This is a genomic window from Sulfitobacter sp. W027 (assembly GCF_025143985.1).
In the GTDB taxonomy this organism is placed as follows: Bacteria; Pseudomonadota; Alphaproteobacteria; order Rhodobacterales; family Rhodobacteraceae; genus Sulfitobacter.
Window position 1 is genome coordinate 2,596,614 of record NZ_CP083564.1, and the last position, 23,394, is coordinate 2,620,007.

Here is a 23,394-nt window from a genome sequence, read left to right on the forward strand (position 1 = left end):
GCAGCGGTTTAAAGGACCGAGCGCACCACGTTGGACAGCACGGATTCCCCGTTATCAAGCTCCAACTCCGGCCCCAGTGCAGTGAAATTCACCCGCGTCACCTCGGCGCGGGTCAGTGGGGTCACCCCCACGTTGTTACCACTTGCATCCGTTGCCGTGATCTCAACCCGGAAGGTATCGGGCGGCACTGGCAGGCCCACTGAATCAAGGCGGTTCCACTCCACGTCGATCACCTCTCCTTCGGCGGTCGAAGGGCCGGGCATCTCGCGGACCAGCGTTCCGTCTTCGGAATAGATGCGGATCGTCACATCCTCCGCCCCGGCGTTGAGTTGATAGCTCAGCGGGAAGTCATCCTCGGTCATCCGCACTTGGGTCGAGGGGACCAAGACATCACGCCCGATCAATTGCAGGTCTGACATCGCCCCAACGGTCGAGAGCATGGTGCTGATCTGCTCAAGGCTCGCGTTGGTCGCGATACTTTGCTCCACTTGGGTCAACTGCGCCAATTGCGAGACGAACTGCGTGGAATCCACTGGGTTCAGTGGGTCTTGGTTCGAAATTTGCGCCGTGAGCAGGGTGAGGAAGCTGTTGTAGCTCTCTTGAAGCTCAGCCGACGACGTCGCCGCCGCCGAGGTGCTGGCGGTGCTCAGGGTGCTTGCTGTGGTCGCGTCGATCATGATCTCGCCTTTCAGGTGAGGATATCCAACTGCCCGGCTAACAAACTCGGGCTGGGTGTCTGGGCCAAAGGAAGAGCATCGCTGCCCTGCGGATCATCGGCCTGCGACAAATTTGTTTCAAACTCTGGGCCATCCTGCTGCCCGCCATTGCGCCCTCGGTCGCCAAAGGTCTGGAAGTCGAGGTCGGCGTTATCGGCGCTGATGCCGCGCGATTGCAGCGCGTCCAGCAGTTGATCACGGTCTTGGCGCAGCATGTTCAGCACCGACGCGCTTTCGGTGGTCATGGCGATCTGCATGCGGCCATTCTCGCTCCGCATCACCTCAATCTCAATCTCTCCCATGCCGTAGGGCGAAAGCGAGAAGCGCAGCTTGTTGTCGACTGTGTCGAGGCTACGGATCTGCTGGCTAACGTGCTGGCGCAACTGCTCTTCCGGCGCGGCGGCGGGATTCGGCGCAGGCGCGGGTGTCGGCTGCGGCGGGCTGAGACGAAGCCCCTCGGACTGAGGAGCCTGCGGTGCGGTCAGCGTGGCCACCTCGCGTAGCGCGACTTCGGCTGCCGGGGCGTTCACGCCGGGCTGGACTGCCTTGGCGGCATCGACGGCGGCGCTGAACGGGTCGGCGGCGGAGATGCGGGGGTCTGCAGCAGCGATGCGGGGCTCTGCAACCATGTTGCGGGGAGCTTCAACAGCAATGCGGGGCTCTGCAGCCGTGATGCGAGGGCCTGCGACCTCGGCACTCGCGTCCACGGGGGCGTCAGCGGTAGCGCTGATATCGGCACGTGCTGCGGTATTAAGCCGCATCATCGGTGTGTCGTCCAAATTGCTCGGGGGGGGTGTCGTTTGTGGTGCGGTCCCATCGAACCGAAGAACCGGTGCTGCACCTTCGGCCATCAGGGGGGTCGGCCCCTGTTGCGCCTGTCCTGCCCCTACCGTCAAACGCCCCACAACTGGAACCACTGCCGATGCAATGCTGAGTTGGCTGCTTGGCGTCGGAATGCGCAGGGCACCGGCGAGTTTTTCTTCAAGCGCGGCTTCTAAGGTGGGGTCTTCCAATCGGGCCACGGCCTCCAACGTCCCGACTTGGTCAGGCACATCCTCTCCCAAGGCATCGGCAAAGGCGGTAAGCGCTGCCTTCGGAGTGACCTGACCGTTGACCTCCTCCAACCCGGCAATCGTGTGATCCATCAGAGCCATCAGCCCTTCTGCCGTTTCAAGGTCGATCCCCTCGGGCAGCGCATCGGCGGCCCCATTGGTCTCCGCCGTTGCGATTTTAGGGTCTTTGACCTGCGGCTGGGGTGCTGCCTCCTGCCTCGCCATGCCCAGCATGAGAGCGGCAAAGCCTTTCGCAGCCCCTTTCTGGGGCGGCTGCCCTAGACCTGCGGCACTGGATGCCGCAGGGGCGGTTTGAAGTTGAGCGATCATCTGACGTCCTCCACCTTGGGATTCCGAAGGCTCTTTTGGATCAAGAGATCCGCACGTTCCCACGCTGGTCTTCATGGGCGCGGCGCGCACTGCGGCCCTCGACGAGGGCTTTCAGCCGCAGAGTCCATTGATTGAGGGTCACAGGCGTTTCTGTCCCTGTGAGCGCCCGAAGCGAAAGCTGTGCACCGTCGCCCTGTTCAGCAGCAAAGACCGACTGGCTATCCACCGGACGGCCCCAGTACTGCCCCAGAACCGCGCTCAGCCCCATGCGGAAGGCCGCAGGCTCAAGACCCAGTTTGAGCAGCTCATCCGCCTCAGCGGCATGATAGTAAGCCTGACCCAGAGCGTGCAGAACGCTGTCCTCATCCATCATCGGGAACAGACCGCGCCCGATGATCCCGATCAGGACTTCGCCCACCAGCGCACCGGCAGCTTGGGAGATGTTTGTGAAATTGTCGCTTTTGCGAATAACGACGAGCGAGCCATAGGGCACGTCGGCGTCGAGTTCTTCGGCCAGAATATCGCCAAGGCAGACGCCCGGGATTGGTTCGATGCAATCTGGCATTGCCACCGGATGACCGGCCCAATCCTGCATCTCGAAGACCGAAGCTTGAACCGGAATCAGCGCCCGGATCAGCATGTTGAAATGGCGGCCGTCGGCCGATGAATCCATGTGGCAGGCACCCTTCCAGATGCCACCGATAAGTGAGTTTACCTGCATTTCCGCCTCGTTCAGGACATTCTGTCCATGGTTTATCCAGGCTATTTTTTAAGTTTTTTAGGTGCCCGGGTGCTCGTTTATTGCATTAGGTCTAGATCGCAAGACCTTGACCGTCAACAATTTTACAGGGCAGGACATTATTTTTGGGAATCAGCGGCAGGGATGTCGCACTTTTGAAATCGCAGATGATCGGCGCAAAACCGCCTATATCGCCAGTAAAACAAGGCCTACTCGGCCTGGTACACCAAGCGAATTGAGATGCGACGATTTTCCGGGGCCAAGGGGTCGATTGTGTTGATCGGCTGGGTGTCTGCCACGCCTGAGACGCGCATGAACCGTGCGCTGGCGATGCCGGCGGCCATCAATGTGCGGCGCGTGGCGTTGGCGCGATCTGCCGACAGTTCCCAATTCGTGTAGCCGTTGTTTGCACCAAAGGCAGCGGCGTCAGTATGGCCCACGATCTCAACCGGCTGGTTCTGTTCGGCGATCACATCACCGATGGCCAAGAGCAATTCGCGGGTCTTTGGGGACACTTCGGCACTGCCGCGGGTAAAGAGCGAGCGTTCGTCTTGATCCAGCACCTGCACCGTCAACGCGCCGCTCGACTTCTCCAGCCGAACATTGCGAGCCAGACCGCTCAGTTCCTCATCCGAGGTGATCCGCTCGGCGATGTCTTCGGCCATGCGATCAATCTCGGACTTGCGGTGCTCTGCCTCTTCGATTGCGGCCAGCGTGGCGGGATCTGCGGCTGCGGCAGGCTCGGGTGCCTCGGCGTATTCTACGACCACCTCTGCCGGCTTGTCGCGCAGGCGGCTGTCAAAGACCATCATCGGGTTGTCGCGGCCAAAGGTCGGCTTTTGCACATTGCCGGTATTGTCGACCGCGCCGGTCATGACCCCTGCGGCCATCAGCGGGCGCAGGTCCGCCGCCGCATCCGAGGATGACCCCCCGTCGGATACTGTCGGGGTAAAGTAATTCGCCAAACCACGCAGCTTTTCTTCGTCCGAAGCCGCAAGGATCCACAGCAACAAGAAAAACGCCATCATCGCGGTCATGAAGTCCGCGTAGGCCACCTTCCAACCGCCGCCGTGGTGGGCGTGGCCGCCCTCCGCGTCGTAGCGCTTGATGATGATCATTGCGTTCTTTTTGTCAGCCATCACAGGGCCTCCCGACTGCTCGAGATCGAGCCGAAGGCCAGATCAGGAAAGCTCTGCGTTATTGTCTGACTTGTCCCGGCTATATTTGCCCAGACCGGCGCGCTTGGCGTATTCGGCTTTGCGCTTGGAGTAGCTCGGCGCGACCAGCGGCGTGTCGGCGGCCAGATTGAACATCACACGGTATTCCGCTTCGGTCAGCCCATGCTCGGCACCAAGGTGACGTTTGAGCATCTTGAACCCTTTGCCACAGCACAGGCAAAAGATCGTGTCATCGGTCATCGGCTGTTCGCCGGGGGCGGCGGGAACGCCCTGCGCCTTGGGCGCGATAGGGGCAAGGGCCGCAGGAATGTTGGCCAAAGCGGTGGCGGCACTCTCCGCAGGTGTCGCGCGCAGGCGCTCGACCAAGGTTAGAATATCGTCGATCGTCACATCGCTGCGGCTGGCGAAACCGGAAACGATGGTCGCAATCGCGGTATCGCTTAGGTTTTGCTTGGGGGGAACATTAGGCATGAGGCAACTTCCTTGTTAAGTTAATCTTGCCTTCTGCAAGGTTCGCGAAATGCCAACGAAGGGCTTCGCAAGTGACGCAGCAAAGATAAATTATTCTTCGCAGTTTATTCTTATCACGATTCGAACTATATTTGGAACCCGCACAAGCATTGACAAGCACTTTTCCGCCACATTGTGAAAAATGCATCACGGCTCCATCTGAGCGACTGTTTTGAAGATCGCGCTCTTGGGGGCCGGATTGGGGGCTGTATCATTCCCCGTAGTCTGCGCAATGATCGTGCTGAACAGCCCGGTCACGCCCAACCCCGCGACCGCGATTAGCGGGATATGCAGCGACTTCCACAGACTTTTGCGGGGCGCAGGTGGCTGCGGCGTCAATGTTGTGGGGTCGAGCAGTTCTGGCTCTGGCATTTCAGGCACATCAATCGGCGCGCCAAACTCAACAAAGATACCGCGCGGCATGACTGCGACCTTCACTTCGCGCCGCTCACAACTGTCGCTAAACCCAGCAGGGAAAAGCTCAGCCGGTATATCGATCACCATGTTATCCTTGGGCCGCCACTCTGCCGCGAGCGTATCGCGCGGGATGTAGACTGATGCAAAATCATCACGAAACGCGATGTCACGCACCAAGGTCGGGACCATGGGCAAGGGCTTTTCCGGAGTGGCCGCGATTCGCATCCTCCCCCCGGCAAGCCACATCTCAAGGCTGACGTAGAAGCATTCCCCGGGCTGAACCTCAGCGGATGACATATAGCCCTCGGGCGGGCCAGAGCGCAGCTTGCGGCGCTTGCGCGTGCCGATGGGGAAGATCTTGTTGGTGCTGACGCGCTGAAACTGATCCAACTCCGGGCGCTGGCGCATCAACTCGTCGAAATCCAACCCTTCTTCGCGGGCGAAGTTGTAGTTGATAAGGTAATCCGCCGCCGTTTCTTCAAGCGTCTTGCTTTCCTGAATGGCCTTCAACAGTGCGTTTTCCTCAGAAAACAGCAGCCTGCGGCAGGGATGCCCTTCAACCTCAGGGCTCACGGCAAAGCTGCCGACGGGGCGATCTAGAATGTCGGAAACCCGGTCGAAAACCGCGTGTTCCTCATCATTATGGAAGACCACGAACTCGCAAAGACCGGCGGCGTCCATACAAAGCAGCAGCCGCATTTCCTTGGGCCAGCCCTGCACGAGCACCGAAAGCTCAGAGGGATCGACGAAATAGGCAAAGGCATCGGGCTCTTGCAGAGCGTCGACATCATCCTTCAACTCTTCTTTGACCGAAAAACCACTATTCATCATAGAAACCCAAGTTCTTTCCTAGATAATACTTGTATAGGCGCATCCACTCAAGGATAAAGTAAGAATAGTTTCTTTTTGGAGGCGTGTGCAGCAATGACACTCTTGCTTGGTCTTGTAATGGTCTTCGGTCTGGTCTTTGGCGGCTTCATGCTGTCGGGAGGGAATATGGACATCGTCCTGCACGCCCTACCCTATGAAGGCATGATGATCGGTGGCGCCTCTCTGGGCGCCTTTGTGATCGCCAATTCTTTCTCGGTGGTGAAATCATCGCTAGGCGGGGTCCTGCGGGTCATCAAAGGGCCGCGCTGGAAGGCGGCGGATTACAACGATCTGCTGGCGCTCATGTTTGAACTGGCGCGTCTTTATAAGACCAAGGGCATCGTTGCGATGGACGAACATATCGAAAACCCAGAGGCCAGCCCGATCTTCCAGCGTTATCCCAAGCTGATGAAGGACCACTTCGTCACAGACCTTATCGCCGACAGTTTCCGCATGATGTCGATGCAATTCGATGACCGCTTCCAAATGGAAGACGTGTTGAACCGCAAGATCAAGAAGCATCACCATGAGTCACTGGTCTCAGCCAGCGCGATCCAAAGCATGGCCGACGGCCTGCCCGCCATCGGCATTGTTGCGGCGGTTCTGGGCGTGATCAAAACCATGTCCTCCATCGACAAACCACCAGAGATCCTGGGCGCGATGATTGGCGGCGCGTTGGTGGGCACGTTCCTTGGGGTTTTCCTCGCCTACTGTATGGTGCAGCCCATCGCGGGCCGGTTGGAGCAGATCGAAGAGGAGGACAGCGCCATGTATACGGTGATCCGCGATGTCATCGTTGCCATCGTGGCAGGCCACCCGCCGAGCATCTGCATCGAGCTGGGCCGCGGCAATATTCCCACTACGAAACAGCCGAACTTCTCCGCCGTGGAGGCCTCGCAGCGCGAACTGCCTGCGGTATGATCCGCCCCCTGCCCCTGATCGCGCTCATGGCATTGCTTGCCGGGCCGGGCTTCGCAGCTAGCGAGCCTAAGAAAGAGGGCGGAGAGAAGGACGACAAAGCCGCAGCCGAAGAGGCGAAGCTTCCCAATTCCATGCGCCGCCATGGGGTGATCGGCCATGTCCCTCCGATGGAGGGACTGCCGCTTTTTGATCCCGAGGTGCTGGAACGCATGCGCGAGCGGCTGATTATCCTGTCGCAAGGCGCGGGCCAGTGAAACCCCGGCGCGGTGACGGGCTGGCTGTGCTTTCACGGCTAAAACGCTTTGAGATGGAGAATGTGGCCCTGGAAATGGTCGAGGTAAACCGCGCCCTGAGCCAGATCGAAAACGATCGCCACGCCCTCATGGAGCAATTGAACGACCGGGGCGATCCCGACGCCGTAGAGGCCACACGCGTCGTTTCCGCCTTCATCCGCAACGTCTCGGAAACGATTCACCGGAAGGACGCCGAAGCCGAACGGCTGCGCGCGGACAGTGCAGGCATCCATGACCGCCTGAACGGGCTTTTCGCCGAAGCCAAGCGCATCGACCTGATCCGCACCCGCCGCGCCGAGACGCGCAGGCAGGCGATCCAAGACGCTGAGACCGCCGCGCAGGCCGAAGGGTTCCTATCCACCTGGCTTGAGGACCAGAGGTAGTAAGCCAATTATCGCATTACGGGAGGTTTATCGTAAATTTCTCTTAAATGGCGAATAGCAGTCAGAAAAACGCCGCAATTCTATTCCATCAAAGCCGCATTCCATGCGTCGCCATCACGACGGCGTCTGCGTGAAAGTTTTGTCTATAGAGGATACTGCGCATGACCGATGCCCCCAGCCTTACCACCGCGATCATCCACGCCAAGGCAATGACTGCGCACTAGTTACTTGGCCGGCGTCAATCATCTGCGGTCTTTTCGCCGCGATGATATCCACACACACGTCTGGCCTGCCTGAACCTGTCACGGGGTCGCATTTCTGGCCCTATATTTAACCAGTAAGGATTTGAAATGAAGCGAAGAGGATTTTTTGCCGCCGCCGCCATTAGTGCCGCATCGCTCAGTGTTAACCCAGCCTATGCGCAATCGGCTGAGGTTACCCTTGTCGATGTGCGTGACCTGTTCCAAAGCCGCGACCTCGGTGCGCGCCGCATGGTGCAAGACAGCCTTAAACACGAAGGCTACTATAAGGGTGCAATTGATGGCGCTTGGGGGCCGGGGACCGAAGCCGCCTTTCGCGCGCTCATGGCCTCCGACCGCTATCTGCGCCATGCCCAGACTTGGACATTTGCCTACCCTATTCAGGTCAGCGAAACGATGTTCTTCCTGACCTCTGACGCTTACATGTAGGCCGCGCCGGGGCCCTTTGCGGGCCTCGGTCTTACTTACGCCGCTGCCTGCACCGCCAGATCAGCCATCCGCAACACAGCCTCGCGGCTTGCGGCCACCGCGATGAACCGCGCGTTATGACAGAATTTCGCCCCTGGCACCCCGCTTGCGGCCTCAAACTCGGCATCTGTCAGCCCGGCCCAAGCTTCAGGCAGGTCGGCACGGGCTTCAAAGCTGTCGCCGCTCTTGCGGATCGTGGTCAGGGCCCAATCTTCGCCGCGCGGATGCACGACGAACAACAGGTGATCCGCCCCCGCTTTCTCCACCGCCCCGCGGAAGGGCATGCCATTTGGCAGCTCTAAGACACGCCCGTCGCCTGCGGCCTCAATTGCCTGCATGACCATCGCCTCGGCCCGGCCCTTGGCAGCCTTGCCCTTGATCGCGGCTTCGACAAAGGCCCGCGCCACTGGCAAAGCGGCCATAAAGGCGCGGTCGTCGGCATCCTCGCCGCGTTCGTCGAAGACCGGCTTCAGCGTCTCCAGCAACACCGGGAGGGTCATGCCCGCTAGCGGCCCTGCCACCGAAGGTTCCAATGCGCCATTGTCGATCAGGTCCACAGGCAGGACGAAGCCTTGATCAAAACTGCGGTGAATATCCACAAGATCCGCCTCTGGGACGTCAAAGCTGCGCAGATAATCATGGCCATAGTGCTGCCAGATCAGCCCGAAAGAGCTGAAAGGCTGGCCATCCTCGCGCAGCGGTCCGGGGCGCTGATGGTGGTCAAAGATCAGCCCCTCAGGATCATAATCGCGGCCCACGTCATAAATAATCCGCCCCGCGCCCGGGGTGATCCAATCTGCATCGCGGCTGCGCAGCAGCGCGGCCTCAGGGTAGAGGCGGGTGAGAATGACGGAGGACAAAAGCTCATCTGCGTGAAATCCCCCCGAATGGGTGACGAGATGGGTAATGGTCATGGGGGCTGGCTCCGCTCGGGCTGGGGGTAAGGGTAATCGCTTGCGCCCCAATACTGCGGGGCGCGGCCCTAGTGCAAGCCGCCCTGCCCTAGCGCGACAGCGCGACCAGCGTGGCCGAGACAGGGTCAAGGATAAACGCCCCCACCTGCGCACGGGTCTGCGCCAGCCCATCGCGCCGTTCGGGGATCAACTGCACGAGTGCCGCAAAGCGGTTGTGATGTGTCCCGTCTACCGCGCCGATCGCCGAGATGTCGACCAATAGAACACCGTGTCGTTTGGCAAGCGCCTGTACAGCTGGGGCGCTGGCATTGGTCCGCCCGACCCGAGGCCGCGCCCCTGCAAGACCTGCCGAGATACGCAGCGCCCGGTCATCAGGCGCAACCAAAATCGCCATCGGCAGCTCAAGAGGGCCGATAACCTCAATCTGTTTGCGGAACACATCCACGTCGATATCCGGTGCCGCAAGGACCACATCGCTGAGCCGCGCGATCACTGCGTCCTCTGCTGACAGGCGCAATTGCCGCAGGGCCTCAGCCACCAGCCAACCGCCCATGCTGTGACCGAAAAGCGTGATGTCCCCCACGTCAGGATCGGCGGCGAGGGTGCTGAGTAAGGCGACCAATTCATCGCGCGAGAAAGCGGCGGCATCTTTGTCTGCGACATAGCCCACCACCGTCCCGGCAGAGGGCCAAGCGAAGAGAATCGGCTGCTCTGACAAATGCCCATCTGCGGCCACCTGCGCCAAGCGGAACAGTGATTCAGGGAAGGTCTGATTGTACCCGTGCACGAAAACCATAACGTCCTGCCGCGCCCCGCCCTCAGGCTGGATATCAAGCGCCGGCAATGGATCGCGGGCTGTCACTGCAAAGCTGCGGCTCGGATCCGGTTCTTCCCCGGGCCATTCGATCTTGCTGGCCTCGTGGTTGGGCGGGATCGCGATGGTGAACCGTTCGAAGCTCAGCTTTGATGCACGGGCGTTGGTATAATTGCCCGACTGCGGATCGCGTCCCCGCGTAGATGCCACGCTGATCGCCACCGAGCGCGTGCTCTCACCCGCTGGAACCACCGTCAAGGTTTCCTCTCCCGGCCGCGGCACGCAGGCCGAGAGGATAACAATCGCCAGAGCACAAAGGCCGCGTAGCCCCCTGCCGACAAAGCTATGATTGTATCCGTCGCGCATCCCCGCCCCCATCGCTCGGCGCAGTTCTAGCCTGATCGTCCAGCAAAATCATAGGCCAAAGGCAGCAGCTGACCGCGCATCAGGAGGCGCCGGGCATGGCCCAGACCTCAGACAAAGCCGCGTCTCCGCCCTCTTCCGCCGCCAGCAACTTGCGCCCCGTGTCCAAAACCCCGTCACGGATGTCATTGGCAATCGCCGCGCTCAGCGCATCGCCGTCGCGCAGGGTCAGCGCGGCCAGCACCTCTTTGTGCCGGTCAATCTGATAGTATTCCGCGACCTCAGTGATGACCTGCCGTTGGAACGGGCCAAGCTGCAGCCAGATGCTTTCGATCATCGGCAAGGACGACTGCGCCGGGTTCACCGTATAGAGCATGCGGTGAAAGGCTTGGTTCATCAGCGTGAGTTGATCCGAATCCCGTTCTGCCACAAACCGATCCATGCTGCCGTCAATCTCGGTCAGCTTACCGATCACAATATCAGAGATATAGGGCAAGGCGCGCAGGGCGGCGTGGGTCTCAACCGAGATGCGCAGGGCGACCAGTTCCTCGAACCGATCAAGCGTCATCAACGGCACGGTCAGGCGGCGGTTATCTTTGATCTGGATTGCATGTTCCGAACTCAACCGCCGGACCGCTTCGCGCACCGGGGTCGGGCTCAGGTTCAGCCGCTCTGCGATGCCACGCATGGTCAGCGATGTGCCGGGCGTGATTGCGCCCAGCATGATTGCATTGCGCAGCCGCTCATAGACATATTCCTGCGTCGTCGCCCCCGGAATCTCAGGGATCTCGGGAATATTCAGTGCGTCGTTTTCCGTCTCGATCATCTCGCCGCCCTTCATCTCTTAGCTCCAACCATACGCGGATGGCCAATTGACAGACAAGCGAATAGTGGTATGACGTTTCGTATAATGGTATCACATTTTTAACTTCGATATCGAAAGGGACCCCATGTCTGAGAGCAAAGCCGAAGCCTGGTTGGCGCAACATCCTGAGATCGAATCGATCTTCGCCTGCGTCTGCGACCTCAACGGCACCATGCGCGGCAAACGGGTGCCTGCCGATCAAGTCTCCAAGGTCGTTGAGGGTGGTTTGCGAATGCCCCTGTCCATCGTCGGCATGGATATCTGGGGCGAAGATGTCGAAAACAGCGAACTGGTGTTTGAAACCGGGGATTCCGACGGGCTGTGCGATTTCACGGGCCGCCCCCTCATGCCCATCACATGGACCTCGCGCCCGACCGCGCTGGCGATGCTGTGGATGCGTCAGGAAAACGGCGCGCCCTTCCCCGGCGATCCGCGCCGGGCGCTGGCAGAAGTGGCCGCAAAATTCAAAGCGCGCGGGCTGACCCCCGTGGTCGCGACAGAGTTGGAGTTCTACCTTGTCGACCCGTCCGAGGATCACCCGCAGGCACCCTGCTCCCCTGTCACCGGCAAGCGGCTGGACTCCGATGGGGCAATGTCGCTCGATGAGTTGCAGCATTTCGATGAGTTCCTGAACGAGGTCTATGACGCCTGCGAATTGCAGGGCATCCCGGCAGACGCGGCAATCTCGGAAAACGGGGCAGGTCAGTTTGAGATCAACATGCGCCATGTCGATGACCCGCTGCGCGCGGCAGATGATGCGGTGCTGTTCAAGCGGCTGGTGCGCGGTATCGCCCGCAAACACGGGTTCGCCGCCACCTTCATGGCTAAACCCTATGGCGATCTGGCAGGCAGCGGTTTTCACGTGCATTTCTCACTGGTGGATGAGAACGGCGTTAACGTATTTGACAATGGTGGGGATGAGGGCACGCCCCTGATGCTCAACGCCGTGGCCGGTCTGTTGGCGACGATGCAGCAAAACACGCTGACCTTCGCGCCGCATGAGAACTCCTACCGTCGCTTGCTGCCCGGTGCCCATGCGCCGACCAATGTCGCTTGGGGCTATGAAAACCGTACCGCGGCAATCCGAATTCCGGGCGGCGAAGGTAAGGCCCGGCGCATCGAACACCGCGTCGCCGGGGCCGATGCCAACCCCTATCTGGTGCTGACCAGCATCTTAGGCGGCGCGCTTTTGGGGATCGAGCAGGACATGCAGCCTGTCGCCCCGATCACCGGCGACGCCTATACGATGAAGCTCGACAACCTGCCGCTCGACTGGGCCACGGCGATTGATGCCTTCCGCAAAGGGCCGGATGTGCCCGCCATCTTCTCCGCACGCTTGCAAACCATGATGGTCGAATGCAAGACCCAAGAGCTGCGCAAATTCGCGCGCCAAGTGACCCATTTCGAATATGACACCTATCTGGAGATCGTCTGATGTCTCGCCAAAGCCACCCCTACGCCGGTGACGGCAGCCATACGTCAAGCTACTACGCGGCCTCGGCCAACCCGTCGCCCGAACGCCCAGAACTGAAGGGCGATCACGAGATTGACGTCTGCATCGTCGGGGCAGGCTATAGCGGGCTGTCGACGGGTCTGCATCTGGCCGAAAAGGGCTATAAGGTCGCCATCATCGAAGGCGCGCGCGTAGGCTGGGGGGCCTCGGGGCGCAACGGCGGGCAGATCGTCAACGGGTTGAACGCTAGCCTGCAAACGATCAAGCGCCGCTACGGTCAGGACACGGCGACCTTCGTGGCCGGGTTGGTGCAAGAAGGCGGCGAGATCATCCGCGAGCGGGTCCGCACCTATGACATCGAATGCGATCTCAAGGAAAAGAACATCTTCACCGGCCTCACGGCCGCGCATTTGCGCGAGTTGGAGGAGCGTCAGAAGCTCTGGCAGAGCTACGGCATCGACAACCAAGAGATGCTGGACAAGGACCAGTTGCGCGCCCACATCAATTCCGACCTCTATGAAGGCGGGCTGATCGACCATTCGGGCGGTCACATGCACCCGCTGAACCTTGCCCTTGGCGAGGCTGTGGCGTTTGAGAAAAACGGCGGTACGATTTACGAGAGGTCCCCCGTCACGGATGTGGATCACACCGCCGCCCGCCCCGTGGTCAGAACTGCCAAGGGCACGATGACCTGCAAGACGCTGGTGCTCTGCGGCAATGCCTACCTCGGCCATGTGGTGCCCGCGCTAACACCGCGCGTGATGCCCGTTTCGACCCAAGTCATGGCCACGGAACCACTCAGCGAAGCACAGGCCCATGCGCTGCTGCCCACCGATGCCTGCGTTGAAGATATCCGCTATATCCTCGACTACTATCGCTTGTCGGGCGACAAACGCATGCTCTTTGGCGGCGGCACGGTCTATGGCGGCGCGGACCCGCGCGACATTAAGGCCAAGCTGAAACGCAACATGGACAAGGTCTTTCCCCAGTTGAAAGACGTGAAGATCGACTACGCGTGGAGCGGGAATTTCGCCCTATCCTTTAGCCGCGTGCCGCAGATGGGCCGGATTGGTGACAACACCTATTTCGCCCATGGCTACAGCGGTCACGGCGTCACCGGCTCGCATACTTTCGGGCGTATCCTGTCCGAGGCGATCGACGGCGATCTGACCCGCTTTGACGTTTTCGCCAATGTGCCATGGTTCCCCTTCCCCGGAGGGCGCATGCTTCGGGTGCCCTATTCGGTGATGGGCTCTTGGTGGTACGGGCTGCGCGACCGCCTGGGCGTCTGAAACCTTTTGACAGAACGGGGGGTTTCTTCACAGTAACGGGGCGCATTGCCCGTCATAAGCGGAAGGACCCCCATGCCCGATCAAAAGCCCGTCTCGACAATCGTCTTCGACGTCAATGAGACCCTCCTCGACATCACCACGCTAGAGCCCCTGTTCCTGCGTGTGTTTGGCAAAGCCTCCGTTCTGCGGGAGTGGTTTGCGGAACTGATCCTTTATTCCCAAACCATGACCCTCTCGGGCCGCTACGCGCCCTTTGGCGCACTGGCGGGCGGCGTCTTGCGGATGGTCGGCGCGAATAAGGGCATGACGGTGACGGATGGTGACGTGGCCGAATTAAAATCTCTCATCGGCTCCATGCCCGCCCATCCCGATGCCGCCCCCGCCCTGCGCAAACTGCAAGAGGCGGGCTTCCGGCTGGTCACATTAACCAACTCACCCCCCTCCCCCGCGCCAACACCGCTTGAGAAAGCCGGGATCGCCGACTTCTTTGAGCGCAGTTTTAGCGTGGATGAGGTGGAAAAGTTCAAACCCCATCCGGCGACCTACCAAATGGTGGCCGAAGCGCTTGATCTGGAAACTGAAGATCTTTGCATGGTGGCTTGTCACTTGTGGGACACCATCGGCGCACAGGCGGCGGGGTGCCAGGGGGCTTTTCTGACCCGCCCCAACAACAACCTGATTGCCGCTGGAAACGTGCCACAGCCGCATTATGTCTCAGACGATTTGGTTGATCTAGCCGACCAGATCATCGCCGCGAACCGCGCCTGATCCTCAACCGCCCATGCGCCGCGCCAGCCGGGTTTCCAACTGCACCATCGCGTCATAAATCAGCACTGCAAACAGCCCAACCGCCAGCCCGCCCTGAACGACAAAGGCGGTGTTGTTGGTCAAAAGCCCGGCGATGATCACCTCACCCAAGGTCCGCGCGGCGACGGTAGAGCCAATGGTCGCCGTGCCAAGCGCGATGACGATTGAGAGACGGATGCCCGTCAGCGTCACCGGCAGGGCCAAAGGCAGCTCCACCTGCCAAAGCCGCTGCCAACGGCTGAGCCCAATGCCCCGCGCCGCCTCCATCGTGGCGGGGGGCAGATTGGTCAACCCCGTCACCGCATTCTCGAAGATCGGCAGCAGACCATAGAGAAACAGCGCCACCAGCGTCGGCCCCGCGCCAAAGCCCAAGGCCGGCACGGCCAGTGCCAGCACGGCGACGGGGGGGAAGGTCTGGCCCATGTTGGTGATGGTGCGCGACAGCGGCCGGAACGCCGCCCCCGCCGGGCGGGTGACGAGGATCGCCAATGTCACCGCCACCACAGTCGCCGCAGCCGAGGCCATGGCGACCAGCGCCAGATGGCTGAGCGAAAGCGACAGAAGCGAAGCGCGCTCATAGATCACCGGGCCTCCCGTCGGAGCCAAGGGCGCCAGCAGCGGCGTGAACCACTCAGGCCGCAGGACCAAGGCCAGCAGGATCGCAATCAACAAGGGCCGCAGGATCCACCCGATCCTCATGCGTGCTGCCCTGCCCGGGCGCGGATCGCATCAAGGGTCACCCGGCCTATCGGCACCCAGTCTTTCGCGACCGGCACCGCCTCGCGCCCCGTCCAAAGACAGGCCGAGAGCGCGTCGCGCAGGCTGGCGTCGGCGGACAGCGCTTCGCCTTCGGCGCTGCCCTCTTCCACCAATTCGGCGACGGGGATCAATGAGAGAAGCCGCAGGGGACGCTCCACATCGCCGACCATATCCGCGACGAAGTCGGTCGCGGGCGCGGCGATGATTTCAGCCGGCGTGCCATGCTGCACCAACTTGCCACCGTCCATCACCGCCACGCGGTCTCCCAGCCGGATCGCCTCTTCCATGTCATGGGTGACCAGCATGATGGTGGAGCCAAGCTGCTGCTGAATGCGCCGCAAATCCTCCTGCGCGCGGGTGCGGATGATCGGATCCAGCGCGCCAAAGGGTTCGTCCATCAACAGCAAATCAGGCCGCGAGGCCAAGGCCCGCGCCACGCCGACCCGCTGCTGCTGCCCGCCCGAAAGCTCTGCCGGATAGCGGTTGCGAAACTGCGCGGGGTCCATGGAAAAAAGCTCAAGCAGTTCATCCACCCGCGCCGCGATCTTGTCACGCGGCCACCCCAACAGTTGCGGCACCGCGCCGATGTTGCGCCCGACCGTATGATGCGGGAACAGCCCATGCCCCTGAATGGCATAGCCGATACGCCGTCGCAGGATATGCGGCTTGACCGATAACGTAGACTCGCCGTTGATCCGCACCTCGCCCGAGGTGGGTTCCTCCAACCGGTTGATCATTCGCAAAAGCGTCGTCTTACCCGAGCCGGAGGTGCCGACGATCACCGTGATCGTCCCCGTCTCCACGGTCATCGACACTGCGTCGACCGCGCGAATGCCCGCGTAGGTCTTGGTGATGCGGTCAATCTCAATCATGCGCGGTCCTTTGGGGTCTTGCGGGTCAGCTCGACCAAAATGTCCATCACGATGGCCGCTGTCAGCGCCAGCACCACGGTCGGCAGTGCGCCCAACAGGATCAGGTCGGTCGCGGTTTGGTTCAGCCCTTGAAAAACAAACGTCCCGAAACCGCCGCCGCCGATTAGCCCGGCGATCACGGCCAGACCGATGTTCTGCACTAGAACGATGCGCAGGCCCGTGAGGATGATCGGCAGGCCCAGCGGCAACTCCACCCGCAACAGACGCTGCAGCGGCGTCATCCCCATGCCCCGCGCAGCCTCAAGCGCCGCCGGAGGAGCAGAGGCAAGCCCCGCCACGGTATTGCCGACCACAGGCAGCAGCGAATAGAGCACCAGCGCCAGAAAGGCCGGGGCAAAGCCAATGCCCGCGATGCCAAGCGCCCGCGCGCCCGGCAGATTGGCCCCCACCCAGCCGAGGATCGGGATCATCAGGCCGAACATGGCAAGCGACGGAATGGTTTGCAGAAAGCTCAGCACTGGCAGCGTGGCGCCGCGCAGGCTGGCAAGGCGGTGGCAAAGTACGCCAAGCGGAAAGCCAATCACCGCCGCTGCGGCGAGCGAGCCGAAGGCCAAGCCAAGATGGCGCATGAATTCCCGCCCGAAAGCATCCGCGCGGCTGGCATATTCTTGCATCACCGACAGATCCGACAGCGCGCCCGACCACAAGATCACCCCCAGCACCGCCAACACAGCCACCAACACCCCGCCCCGCATCAACGGCCCCGGTGCCAGCGCGGCCAGCGCATCGGCCATCAGCAGCATGAAAACAATCAGCAGGCACCAAAACCCTACGGAGGGCGATACACGCGCGTATTCACCGGCCTCAACCAGCAGGCCAGACGCGCCTTGGGTCAACAGCCAAAGCAACCCGCCCAAGCCCAGAACCGCGCCCCCGGTGCGCAGGCGATTGCGGCCCGCAGGCAGCCCCATAACAAGCCCCGCCCCAATGGCGATAAGTCCCGGCAGCACCATCGGCAAAGAGGCCACGCCACATGCCATCACCCCCTCACCCGCGACGATGCGGTTGGCCGCCAGCGTCATGAAAGGGGTCAACAGCGCCGCCGCGCCCAACACGGCGAACAAAAGCCCCGGCGCAGAAATTGCTGCGCCGGGGCCGGTCAATGTCCGGATGGCGGAGATCAGTCCAGAACCCCGGTTTCGGTCAGATAATCACGTGCCACGGCCTCAGCAGGCTCCCCGCCGACCTGAATACGGCCGTTGAGCTTTTGCAGAGTGGCCATATCAAGCCCGGCGAAGATCGGGTTCAGCACCTCGGCGATCTGGGGGTACTTCTCCAGCACTTCGGCGCGGACGATGGGCGCGGGCTCATAGACCGGCTGCACACCTTTGTCGTCCTCCATCACCACAAGGCCCGTGGCACCAACGCCCCCATCGGTGCCGTAGACCATCGCCGCGTTTACGCCCGATGTGCCGCGCGCCGCCGCCTGAATGGTCGCTGCCGTGTCGCCGCCCGACAGGATGACGGTCTGATCTTGGGTCAGTTCGAAGCCATATGTCGCTTGCATCGCGGGCAAAACGGCGGGGGAGGACACGAACTCGGTCGAGGCGGCAAGCTTCACCTCACCGCCCTCTGCCACCCATGCGCCGAAATCGGACATGGTGGTGAGGTTGTTTTCTTCGGCCAGCGGGCCGGTCACGGCGATGGCCCAAGTGTTGTTGGCCGGTGCGGAGTCGAGCCATGTGATCTTGTTCTCGCCGCCATCCAGTTCCTTGGCGCGGGCATGGGCCTTGGCTGCATCCTTCCAGACATCGCTTTCCGCTTCGTTAAAGAAGAAGGCGGCGTTGCCGGTGTATTCTGGGTAGATATCGATCTGATCCGACAAGATCGCTTCGCGCACCACCTGCGTCCCGCCCAGTTGCAAGCGGCGCTCGACGGGGAGACCGGCGTCTTCGAGCGCCAGCGCGATGACGTTGCCCAAAAGGCCGCCCTCGGTGTCGATCTTCGACGAAACGGTAATCTCGGCAGAAGCGGCAGAGGCCAGCGCGGCGGCGAGGCCAGCGGCGGCGGCAGTAGAGAAAATACGGGTACCCATGGGAAGAGGACTCCTTGACAGCAATGAACAGACACGGCGAAGCGCCATTTGAAAACGGTAAGGTAGCGGGCAGGTCACCGAAACCAAGAAGGAAAACCGGTGGTGCTGTCATTTTTCTGCTAGGTAGCGCTCATGGAAAAGGGCGCCCCCGGCATGACCAAAGGCGCCCTTTTTCTCATTAACGCTTTATTTAGACAGCCTTCGCTGCCTCGGCTTCGCGCGCGGCGCTGCGCTTGAAGAAGATGAAGTACAGCACCGGTGCCGCGATCAGCGTCAGGACCGAAGCAAATGCCAATCCACCCATGATCGTCGCCGCCATCGACTGGAAAAACGCATCCGACAACAGCGGCAGCATTCCCAGAATGGTTGTGGCCGCAGCCAAGAACACCGGGCGCAAACGCGAGGTCGACGCAAGCACGATGGCCTCTTTTAAATCCATGGTCGGATCAGCAGCACGGGTAAGGTCAATCTCTTCGACCAGAACGATGCCGTTCTTGATCAACATCCCCGAGAGCGACAGTAGCCCCAGAAGCGCGGTAAAGGTGAAGGGCAGCCCCGTCCCGAGCAGCGCAAGGCTCACCCCGTTAACCGCCATCGGCACCAAGAGCCAGATGATGATCGGCTGTTTCAGCGCGTTGAACAGCAGGACCGAGATCAGCACCATGATGATAAGACTGAACGGCAACTGCTTGCCCAAAGCGGCCTGCGCCTCGCCCGCGCTTTCCAATTCACCGCCCCATTCCATGGCATAGCCCTCGGGGATCGCCATCGCTTCGATGGTTTCTTGAATTTCAGCCTGCACTTGCGCCGCTGTCACACCGCGTGGGATATCGGCCCCCACGGTAATAACGTCCGCCCGGTCGCGGCGGTAGAGCAACGTGTCCTGCGGCTCGAACCTAAAACCATCAATCACCTGCTCCATCGGGACCAGCGCACCGGTGTTTTGCTCATACAGAACATGGTCCGTCAGCGCCAAGTCAGCGTCCCGTGGGGCGCGGATGATGATGGGAATCTGACGATCCCGCTCGCGGAAGGTCCCACCGCTGGTGCCTTCGGTGGCAAACTTCAACGTCTCCGTGATCTCGGTCCGAGAGATGCCCGCATCCTGCGCGCGCTCCTCGGCATAGATCGGACGCAGCACCAATTCACGCTCGCGCCAATCCTGTCGCGGGGTGATGATATTGTCCGACGCCGCCTGCATCCTCGCCATGGCCTCATCCGCCAGATCCCGCAGCACATCAGGATTCCGGCCTGAGAAACGCACCTCAATCGGTGCGCCGCCGCCCGGCCCGAAGGCAAGGCGTTTGGCCCGGAATTCACCCTGTGGCAGTGCATCAACGGCGAAATCCTCCAGTGCGTTCATCTCGTCTTGGATCACCTCAAGTGCAGAGACCCGAACAATCAGATGGCCATAGCTGGGGTTAGGATCCTCAGCCTGATAGGTCAGCATAAAGCGCGCCGCCCCCTGCCCTGCATAGGAGGTCACGTTGACCACATTGTCCCGCGCCACCAACCAGTCTTCGAGCACGGCCAAATCGTTGGAGGTCTGGTGGATCGACGACCCCTGCGGAAGCTTGTAATGCACGAAATAGAGCGGCGTATTGCTGTCTGGAAAGAACTGCTGCTTGATCTGCCCAAAGAGGGCGTAGCACACAGCCGTGCCTGCAATTAGCGCGACAACCACCAGCCACCGCAGTTTGAGCGATGCGCGCAGAACGGCGGCATAGCCTTTGAAGATCGCCCCGTCATAACTGCCCGCGCCGCCTTCGGCCCCGCGTTTAAAGAAGTAGTGCCCCAGCAGCGGCGTGGCTGTGATGGCCAGCACCCAAGAGAGCAGCAGCGAAATCCCGATCACGGCAAAGAGCGAGAAAAGGAACTCGCCCGTTGCGTCCGGGCTGAGCCCAATCCCGGCAAAGGCCATGATCCCGATCACAGTCGCCCCCAAAAGCGGGATCTGCGTCTTGCTTGCTGCCTCCGTCGCCGCATCGCGAGAGGTCTTGCCCTGCGCCATAGAGATCTGCATCCCCTCGGCCACAACGATCGCGTTGTCGACAAGCATCCCCATCGCAATGATCAACGCCCCGAGCGAGATACGCTCCATCTCAATCGCGCCAAGCGCCATGAAAAAGAGCGTCCCCACCACCGTCAGCAGGAGCGTGGAGCCCACAACAACCGCCGCGCGCCAGCCCATGAAAACGGCGAGCACTGCAACCACGATGGCCACCGACATGGCAAGGTTTATCAAGAAGGCGTTCGACGCTTCTTCGACCACCGTATGCTGGCGGTAAATCGATTCAATCGAGATGCCCAAGGGCAGCGTTTCGCGCAACTGCGCGAGCTTGTCGTCTACACGCTTGCCGATGTCGACGATATTCTCGGTTGCGATCCCAGCAACGCCTACCGTGAACGCCTCATGCCCATTGTGCCGGATCACGAGTTCGGGGTCGGCTTCGCGGGTGCGGTAGATATTAGTGACGTCGGCGAGATTGATCACCTGACCGCCGACCCCCACCGAGAGCGCCGCAATCTCAGACACGCTGTCAGAGCCTTCGGGCCGCTGGACCAGTGTGCGCCCCTTATCGCCTTGAATGGCACCTCCATCGACAATTTCATTGGCGCTGGAAACCGCGCCGACAATCGCCGTGGGCGGAATGCCCAGCGTGGTGCTGAGTGCAAGCTGCGGCTCGACATAGATGACCTCATTGGGCACGCCCGAGAGTGCCACATCGGACACGCCATCAACCAGCAGCAATTCCCGCCGCAGGTAGCTTGATAGCTCATTGACCTCTGCATCCGAATAGCCCTCTGCCGTAACGGCATAGTAAAGCCCGTATACATCGCCAAACCCGTCGTTCACAAACGGCCGAGACGCCCCGCTGGGCAAGGCGGCCTCATTCACGCGATTGCGGAGCTTGGTCCAAATCTCCGGGAGTTCGGACCCGTCAAAGGTGTCTTGCATATTGACGGTGATCCACGACAGACCGGGCTGGTTCATGGATTCGATGTCCTTGATCTCGGACATCTTTTGGATCTGCGATTCCAGCGGCTCGGTGACCTCAAGCGCCACCTCCTCGGCTGAGGCACCAGGGTATTGGGTGACGACCACCGCGGTTTTGATGGTGAATGCCGGGTCTTCGAGACGGCCAAGGGTCGCAAAACCCCAGATGCCGCCCAAAAGACAGATCAGCATGATGATCCACGTATAGATCGGACGGTTGATGGACAGGCGTGCGATATCCATGCGCTCAGTCTCCGAAGCCGACGAAGCGGCGCACGGCGGCGCCGTCTTCAAGCTGGCTTGCGCCACTCACCACGATTTCTTGCCCGTCTGATAGACCCGCGTTGACCGTTACATCGCCCCGCGCGGTGGGGGTGATATCGACCTTGGTGCGGGTGACCGTCCCCTCGCGTGCGCCGGTGGGATCAAAGACCATGACATAGGTGTCGCGATTATTGCCGACGACGATCGCGGAATCCGGGACGATGATGCTTTGCCCGCCGATATTCAGCGTCGCGCGCACCTCGACCGAGGCACCGGGCAGCGGCACGAAATCCTCGGGCAATTCGGCCCCAAGGGTTATGCTATAGGTCTGCCCGATATCTGCAGTCTCGGCATTATACTCGCGGATCTGCATCGAGTAGCTTTCCGAATTGGCTGGGAACTTGGCTACAAAGCGCACGTTCGGATCCCGTCCTGCGCGCAAGAACAAGGTCTCGGGCACATCAATCTCGACCCGAAGCTCGGACATATCGTGCAGACGCACCACGGGCGTTCCCGCGTTGACGGTTGAGTAGTTAGGCACCAACCGCGAAGCCACAATCGCATCGAAAGGCGCGTGCAGGGTGGCGCTCTCCAGATCACGTTCGGCGTTGCGCACGGCGATATCGTTTACGGTCACGGCGGTTTCGGCGTCTTGCAGATTGACCTCTGCCACCGAAGAACCAGCGAGTTTTTGATAGCGCTCCATCGTCCGGCGGGCCTGCGCATCATTGGCCTGTGCTTGCTCCAGTGCCAGTTGAAACGGTTCAAGATCCATCCGGGCCACGACCGAATTCTTGCTGACTGTGGTCCCCTCTTCGACCGAGAATTCCTCGATCTGCCCGCCAACTTGAAAAGCAAGGTCCACGGTTTCACGTGCAACCACCTTGCCAAAGAACACCCGATTCATCTCTGCGTTGCTGACCTTCACCGTTTCCAGCTTCACCACGGGCACCTCGGCGGCGATTGGCGTGGCCATCCCGACGGTCAAGGCCAATGCAAGCCCCAACAGCCGCCCCGCGCCCGCGCCGCGCGCCGTCTCAATAAGCCTCTTGGCCATGGTCAGTCTTCCTTATGTGTAGCATCCGGCACGGGCCCAAGGGCGGCGGTCAGACAAAGTTGTTTAAGTGTGCGCAACTGCGCGAGAAAATGTGCACGGCCCTGCGCGTGCATACCGGCGGCCTTGGCAGAACGCTGGATGAAATCGGAAAGTGCGTCGACGGTCATGCCGGCGCGGTTAATAGGGGTCTCATAGGGGGTCAGCACCTCGGCAATGACGGTGCGGAAACGACCTGCAGAACATTGCAGCGCCTCCTGGCTCACCGCATTGGCCCCGGCGATAAAATCCTCCGCGTTAGGCATGGCCTGCATCGTGTCATAGCCCCGCACCACCATCCGATCAAAGATCAGATCGAGCTGAGCCGCCAGGTCGGGGGTGTTGGGCATCTCTTCGGCGATCTCTTGCAGCGCAAGTTCGGTATAGCGGCCAATTAGCCCGCGCAGAATATCGTCTTTGTTGCGAAATCGATTGTAGAGGGTCTGACGCGAGACACCGGCTTCTTCGCAGAGATCGCCCATGCTGGTGCGCTTGACCCCGTAGCGGGAAAAGACATGCAGCGCAGCGTCGAGCACGGTCTTTTCAAGTTCGGTCATGCGGGCTCCTTGACTATCGTCAAGGCGCAATTGGACATTTGAACCGAATATGTCAACCTGTAAAACAGCGGCCATGCAGCCCGTGCAGATCACGATCGCGTTTTGCGCATG

General features: G+C 61.0%; 23 protein-coding genes. 7 read left to right on the forward strand and 16 right to left on the reverse strand.

The features are described from left to right. Positions 1-8: 8 nt before the first annotated feature. From K3759_RS12840 to K3759_RS12865, 6 genes are all read right to left on the reverse strand, one after another. Complete coding sequence (locus K3759_RS12840; RefSeq protein ID WP_259982338.1) at positions 9-677, reverse strand: flagellar hook assembly protein FlgD; 669 nt, start codon at positions 675-677, stop codon at positions 9-11. 11 nt (positions 678-688) lie between these two features. Then, positions 689-2,098 (reverse strand): flagellar hook-length control protein FliK, encoded by a 1,410-nt coding sequence (locus K3759_RS12845; RefSeq protein ID WP_259982339.1) that lies wholly within the window; start codon positions 2,096-2,098, stop codon positions 689-691. A 40-nt stretch (positions 2,099-2,138) separates the two neighbouring features. Further along, the gene (locus K3759_RS12850) at positions 2,139-2,771 is read right to left on the reverse strand and encodes a hypothetical protein (protein WP_259982341.1); all 633 of its coding nucleotides are present in this window, start codon (positions 2,769-2,771) and stop codon (positions 2,139-2,141) included. A 275-nt stretch (positions 2,772-3,046) separates the two neighbouring features. Further along, positions 3,047-3,976, reverse strand: coding sequence for a flagellar motor protein MotB (locus K3759_RS12855; protein WP_259982344.1), 930 nt, complete (start codon positions 3,974-3,976; stop codon positions 3,047-3,049). A 42-nt stretch (positions 3,977-4,018) separates the two neighbouring features. Next, complete coding sequence (locus K3759_RS12860; RefSeq protein ID WP_259982346.1) at positions 4,019-4,486, reverse strand: MucR family transcriptional regulator; 468 nt, start codon at positions 4,484-4,486, stop codon at positions 4,019-4,021. Between the two features lie 186 nt (positions 4,487-4,672). Further along, entirely contained in the window at positions 4,673-5,773 is a 1,101-nt protein-coding gene (locus K3759_RS12865) for a hypothetical protein (protein ID WP_259982347.1), read from the reverse strand. Between the two features lie 93 nt (positions 5,774-5,866). Between K3759_RS12865 and motA the strand changes: the two genes are divergently transcribed. From motA to K3759_RS12885, 4 genes are all read left to right on the forward strand, one after another. Beyond that, positions 5,867-6,733 (forward strand): flagellar motor stator protein MotA, encoded by an 867-nt coding sequence (motA, locus tag K3759_RS12870; RefSeq protein WP_259982349.1) that lies wholly within the window; start codon positions 5,867-5,869, stop codon positions 6,731-6,733. Next, entirely contained in the window at positions 6,730-6,987 is a 258-nt protein-coding gene (locus tag K3759_RS12875; RefSeq protein ID WP_259982350.1) for a hypothetical protein, read from the forward strand. The genes motA and K3759_RS12875 overlap by 4 nt, the downstream gene beginning before the upstream one ends. Then, positions 6,984-7,409 (forward strand): hypothetical protein, encoded by a 426-nt coding sequence (locus tag K3759_RS12880; protein ID WP_259982351.1) that lies wholly within the window; start codon positions 6,984-6,986, stop codon positions 7,407-7,409. Before K3759_RS12875 ends, K3759_RS12880 begins: the two co-directional genes overlap by 4 nt. Positions 7,410-7,759: 350 nt before the next feature. Further along, positions 7,760-8,098 (forward strand): peptidoglycan-binding protein, encoded by a 339-nt coding sequence (locus tag K3759_RS12885; protein WP_259982353.1) that lies wholly within the window; start codon positions 7,760-7,762, stop codon positions 8,096-8,098. Between the two features lie 35 nt (positions 8,099-8,133). On the opposite strand, the gene K3759_RS12890 is transcribed toward K3759_RS12885, so the two are convergent. The 3 genes from K3759_RS12890 to K3759_RS12900 form a co-directional block, all read right to left on the reverse strand. After that, on the reverse strand, positions 8,134-9,051 hold the full coding sequence (locus tag K3759_RS12890) for an MYG1 family protein (protein WP_259982355.1): 918 nt from the start codon (positions 9,049-9,051) through the stop codon (positions 8,134-8,136). An 88-nt stretch (positions 9,052-9,139) separates the two neighbouring features. Next, entirely contained in the window at positions 9,140-10,231 is a 1,092-nt protein-coding gene (locus K3759_RS12895) for an alpha/beta hydrolase (protein WP_259982357.1), read from the reverse strand. A 79-nt stretch (positions 10,232-10,310) separates the two neighbouring features. Further along, positions 10,311-11,069, reverse strand: a complete 759-nt coding sequence (locus K3759_RS12900; protein WP_259982359.1) for a GntR family transcriptional regulator — start codon at positions 11,067-11,069, stop codon at positions 10,311-10,313. 109 nt (positions 11,070-11,178) lie between these two features. Here K3759_RS12900 and K3759_RS12905 point away from each other — a divergent pair, with 109 nt between their 5' ends. From K3759_RS12905 to K3759_RS12915, 3 genes are all read left to right on the forward strand, one after another. Then, positions 11,179-12,528: a glutamine synthetase family protein gene (locus K3759_RS12905; RefSeq protein ID WP_259982361.1), complete on the forward strand. Its 1,350-nt coding sequence runs from the start codon at positions 11,179-11,181 to the stop codon at positions 12,526-12,528. After that, positions 12,528-13,838, forward strand: a complete 1,311-nt coding sequence (locus K3759_RS12910) for an FAD-binding oxidoreductase (protein WP_259982362.1) — start codon at positions 12,528-12,530, stop codon at positions 13,836-13,838. Before K3759_RS12905 ends, K3759_RS12910 begins: the two co-directional genes overlap by 1 nt. Positions 13,839-13,910: 72 nt before the next feature. Continuing rightward, a complete protein-coding gene (locus K3759_RS12915; protein ID WP_259982364.1) occupies positions 13,911-14,606 on the forward strand; it encodes a haloacid dehalogenase type II in 696 nt (231 codons plus the stop codon). Positions 14,607-14,609: 3 nt separating this feature from the next. Here K3759_RS12915 and K3759_RS12920 read toward each other — a convergent pair whose 3' ends face one another. The 7 genes from K3759_RS12920 to K3759_RS12950 form a co-directional block, all read right to left on the reverse strand. Further along, positions 14,610-15,344 carry an ABC transporter permease gene (locus K3759_RS12920; protein ID WP_259982365.1) on the reverse strand — a complete coding sequence of 245 codons (735 nt, stop codon included), beginning with the start codon at positions 15,342-15,344 and terminating at the stop codon, positions 14,610-14,612. Beyond that, complete coding sequence (locus K3759_RS12925; RefSeq protein ID WP_259982366.1) at positions 15,341-16,276, reverse strand: ABC transporter ATP-binding protein; 936 nt, start codon at positions 16,274-16,276, stop codon at positions 15,341-15,343. The genes K3759_RS12920 and K3759_RS12925 overlap by 4 nt, the downstream gene beginning before the upstream one ends. Beyond that, entirely contained in the window at positions 16,273-17,439 is a 1,167-nt protein-coding gene (locus K3759_RS12930; RefSeq protein ID WP_259982368.1) for an ABC transporter permease, read from the reverse strand. The genes K3759_RS12925 and K3759_RS12930 overlap by 4 nt, the downstream gene beginning before the upstream one ends. A 17-nt stretch (positions 17,440-17,456) precedes the next feature. Beyond that, positions 17,457-18,371, reverse strand: a complete 915-nt coding sequence (locus K3759_RS12935) for an ABC transporter substrate-binding protein (protein ID WP_259982369.1) — start codon at positions 18,369-18,371, stop codon at positions 17,457-17,459. A 190-nt stretch (positions 18,372-18,561) separates the two neighbouring features. Then, positions 18,562-21,612: an efflux RND transporter permease subunit gene (locus tag K3759_RS12940; RefSeq protein WP_259982371.1), complete on the reverse strand. Its 3,051-nt coding sequence runs from the start codon at positions 21,610-21,612 to the stop codon at positions 18,562-18,564. A 4-nt stretch (positions 21,613-21,616) separates the two neighbouring features. Next, positions 21,617-22,690: an efflux RND transporter periplasmic adaptor subunit gene (locus tag K3759_RS12945; protein WP_259982373.1), complete on the reverse strand. Its 1,074-nt coding sequence runs from the start codon at positions 22,688-22,690 to the stop codon at positions 21,617-21,619. Between the two features lie 2 nt (positions 22,691-22,692). After that, positions 22,693-23,283, reverse strand: a complete 591-nt coding sequence (locus K3759_RS12950; protein ID WP_259982374.1) for a TetR/AcrR family transcriptional regulator — start codon at positions 23,281-23,283, stop codon at positions 22,693-22,695. Positions 23,284-23,394: the final 111 nt, after the last annotated feature.

Bases quoted from the DNA above. Each gene is read 5' to 3' on its own strand.
- K3759_RS12840 (WP_259982338.1), bottom strand. From the start codon at position 677: ATGATCGACGCGACCACAGCAAGCACCCTGAGCACCGCCAGCACCTCG.
- K3759_RS12845 (WP_259982339.1), bottom strand. From the start codon at position 2,098: ATGATCGCTCAACTTCAAACCGCCCCTGCGGCATCCAGTGCCGCAGGT.
- K3759_RS12850 (WP_259982341.1), bottom strand. From the start codon at position 2,771: ATGGATTCATCGGCCGACGGCCGCCATTTCAACATGCTGATCCGGGCG.
- K3759_RS12855 (WP_259982344.1), bottom strand. From the start codon at position 3,976: ATGGCTGACAAAAAGAACGCAATGATCATCATCAAGCGCTACGACGCG.
- K3759_RS12860 (WP_259982346.1), bottom strand. From the start codon at position 4,486: ATGCCTAATGTTCCCCCCAAGCAAAACCTAAGCGATACCGCGATTGCG.
- K3759_RS12865 (WP_259982347.1), bottom strand. From the start codon at position 5,773: ATGATGAATAGTGGTTTTTCGGTCAAAGAAGAGTTGAAGGATGATGTC.
- motA (WP_259982349.1), top strand. From the start codon at position 5,867: ATGACACTCTTGCTTGGTCTTGTAATGGTCTTCGGTCTGGTCTTTGGC.
- K3759_RS12875 (WP_259982350.1), top strand. From the start codon at position 6,730: ATGATCCGCCCCCTGCCCCTGATCGCGCTCATGGCATTGCTTGCCGGG.
- K3759_RS12885 (WP_259982353.1), top strand. From the start codon at position 7,760: ATGAAGCGAAGAGGATTTTTTGCCGCCGCCGCCATTAGTGCCGCATCG.
- K3759_RS12890 (WP_259982355.1), bottom strand. From the start codon at position 9,051: ATGACCATTACCCATCTCGTCACCCATTCGGGGGGATTTCACGCAGAT.
- K3759_RS12895 (WP_259982357.1), bottom strand. From the start codon at position 10,231: ATGCGCGACGGATACAATCATAGCTTTGTCGGCAGGGGGCTACGCGGC.
- K3759_RS12900 (WP_259982359.1), bottom strand. From the start codon at position 11,069: ATGAAGGGCGGCGAGATGATCGAGACGGAAAACGACGCACTGAATATT.
- K3759_RS12905 (WP_259982361.1), top strand. From the start codon at position 11,179: ATGTCTGAGAGCAAAGCCGAAGCCTGGTTGGCGCAACATCCTGAGATC.
- K3759_RS12910 (WP_259982362.1), top strand. From the start codon at position 12,528: ATGTCTCGCCAAAGCCACCCCTACGCCGGTGACGGCAGCCATACGTCA.
- K3759_RS12915 (WP_259982364.1), top strand. From the start codon at position 13,911: ATGCCCGATCAAAAGCCCGTCTCGACAATCGTCTTCGACGTCAATGAG.
- K3759_RS12920 (WP_259982365.1), bottom strand. From the start codon at position 15,344: ATGAGGATCGGGTGGATCCTGCGGCCCTTGTTGATTGCGATCCTGCTG.
- K3759_RS12925 (WP_259982366.1), bottom strand. From the start codon at position 16,276: ATGATTGAGATTGACCGCATCACCAAGACCTACGCGGGCATTCGCGCG.
- K3759_RS12935 (WP_259982369.1), bottom strand. From the start codon at position 18,371: ATGGGTACCCGTATTTTCTCTACTGCCGCCGCCGCTGGCCTCGCCGCC.
- K3759_RS12940 (WP_259982371.1), bottom strand. From the start codon at position 21,612: ATGGATATCGCACGCCTGTCCATCAACCGTCCGATCTATACGTGGATC.
- K3759_RS12945 (WP_259982373.1), bottom strand. From the start codon at position 22,690: ATGGCCAAGAGGCTTATTGAGACGGCGCGCGGCGCGGGCGCGGGGCGG.
- K3759_RS12950 (WP_259982374.1), bottom strand. From the start codon at position 23,283: ATGACCGAACTTGAAAAGACCGTGCTCGACGCTGCGCTGCATGTCTTT.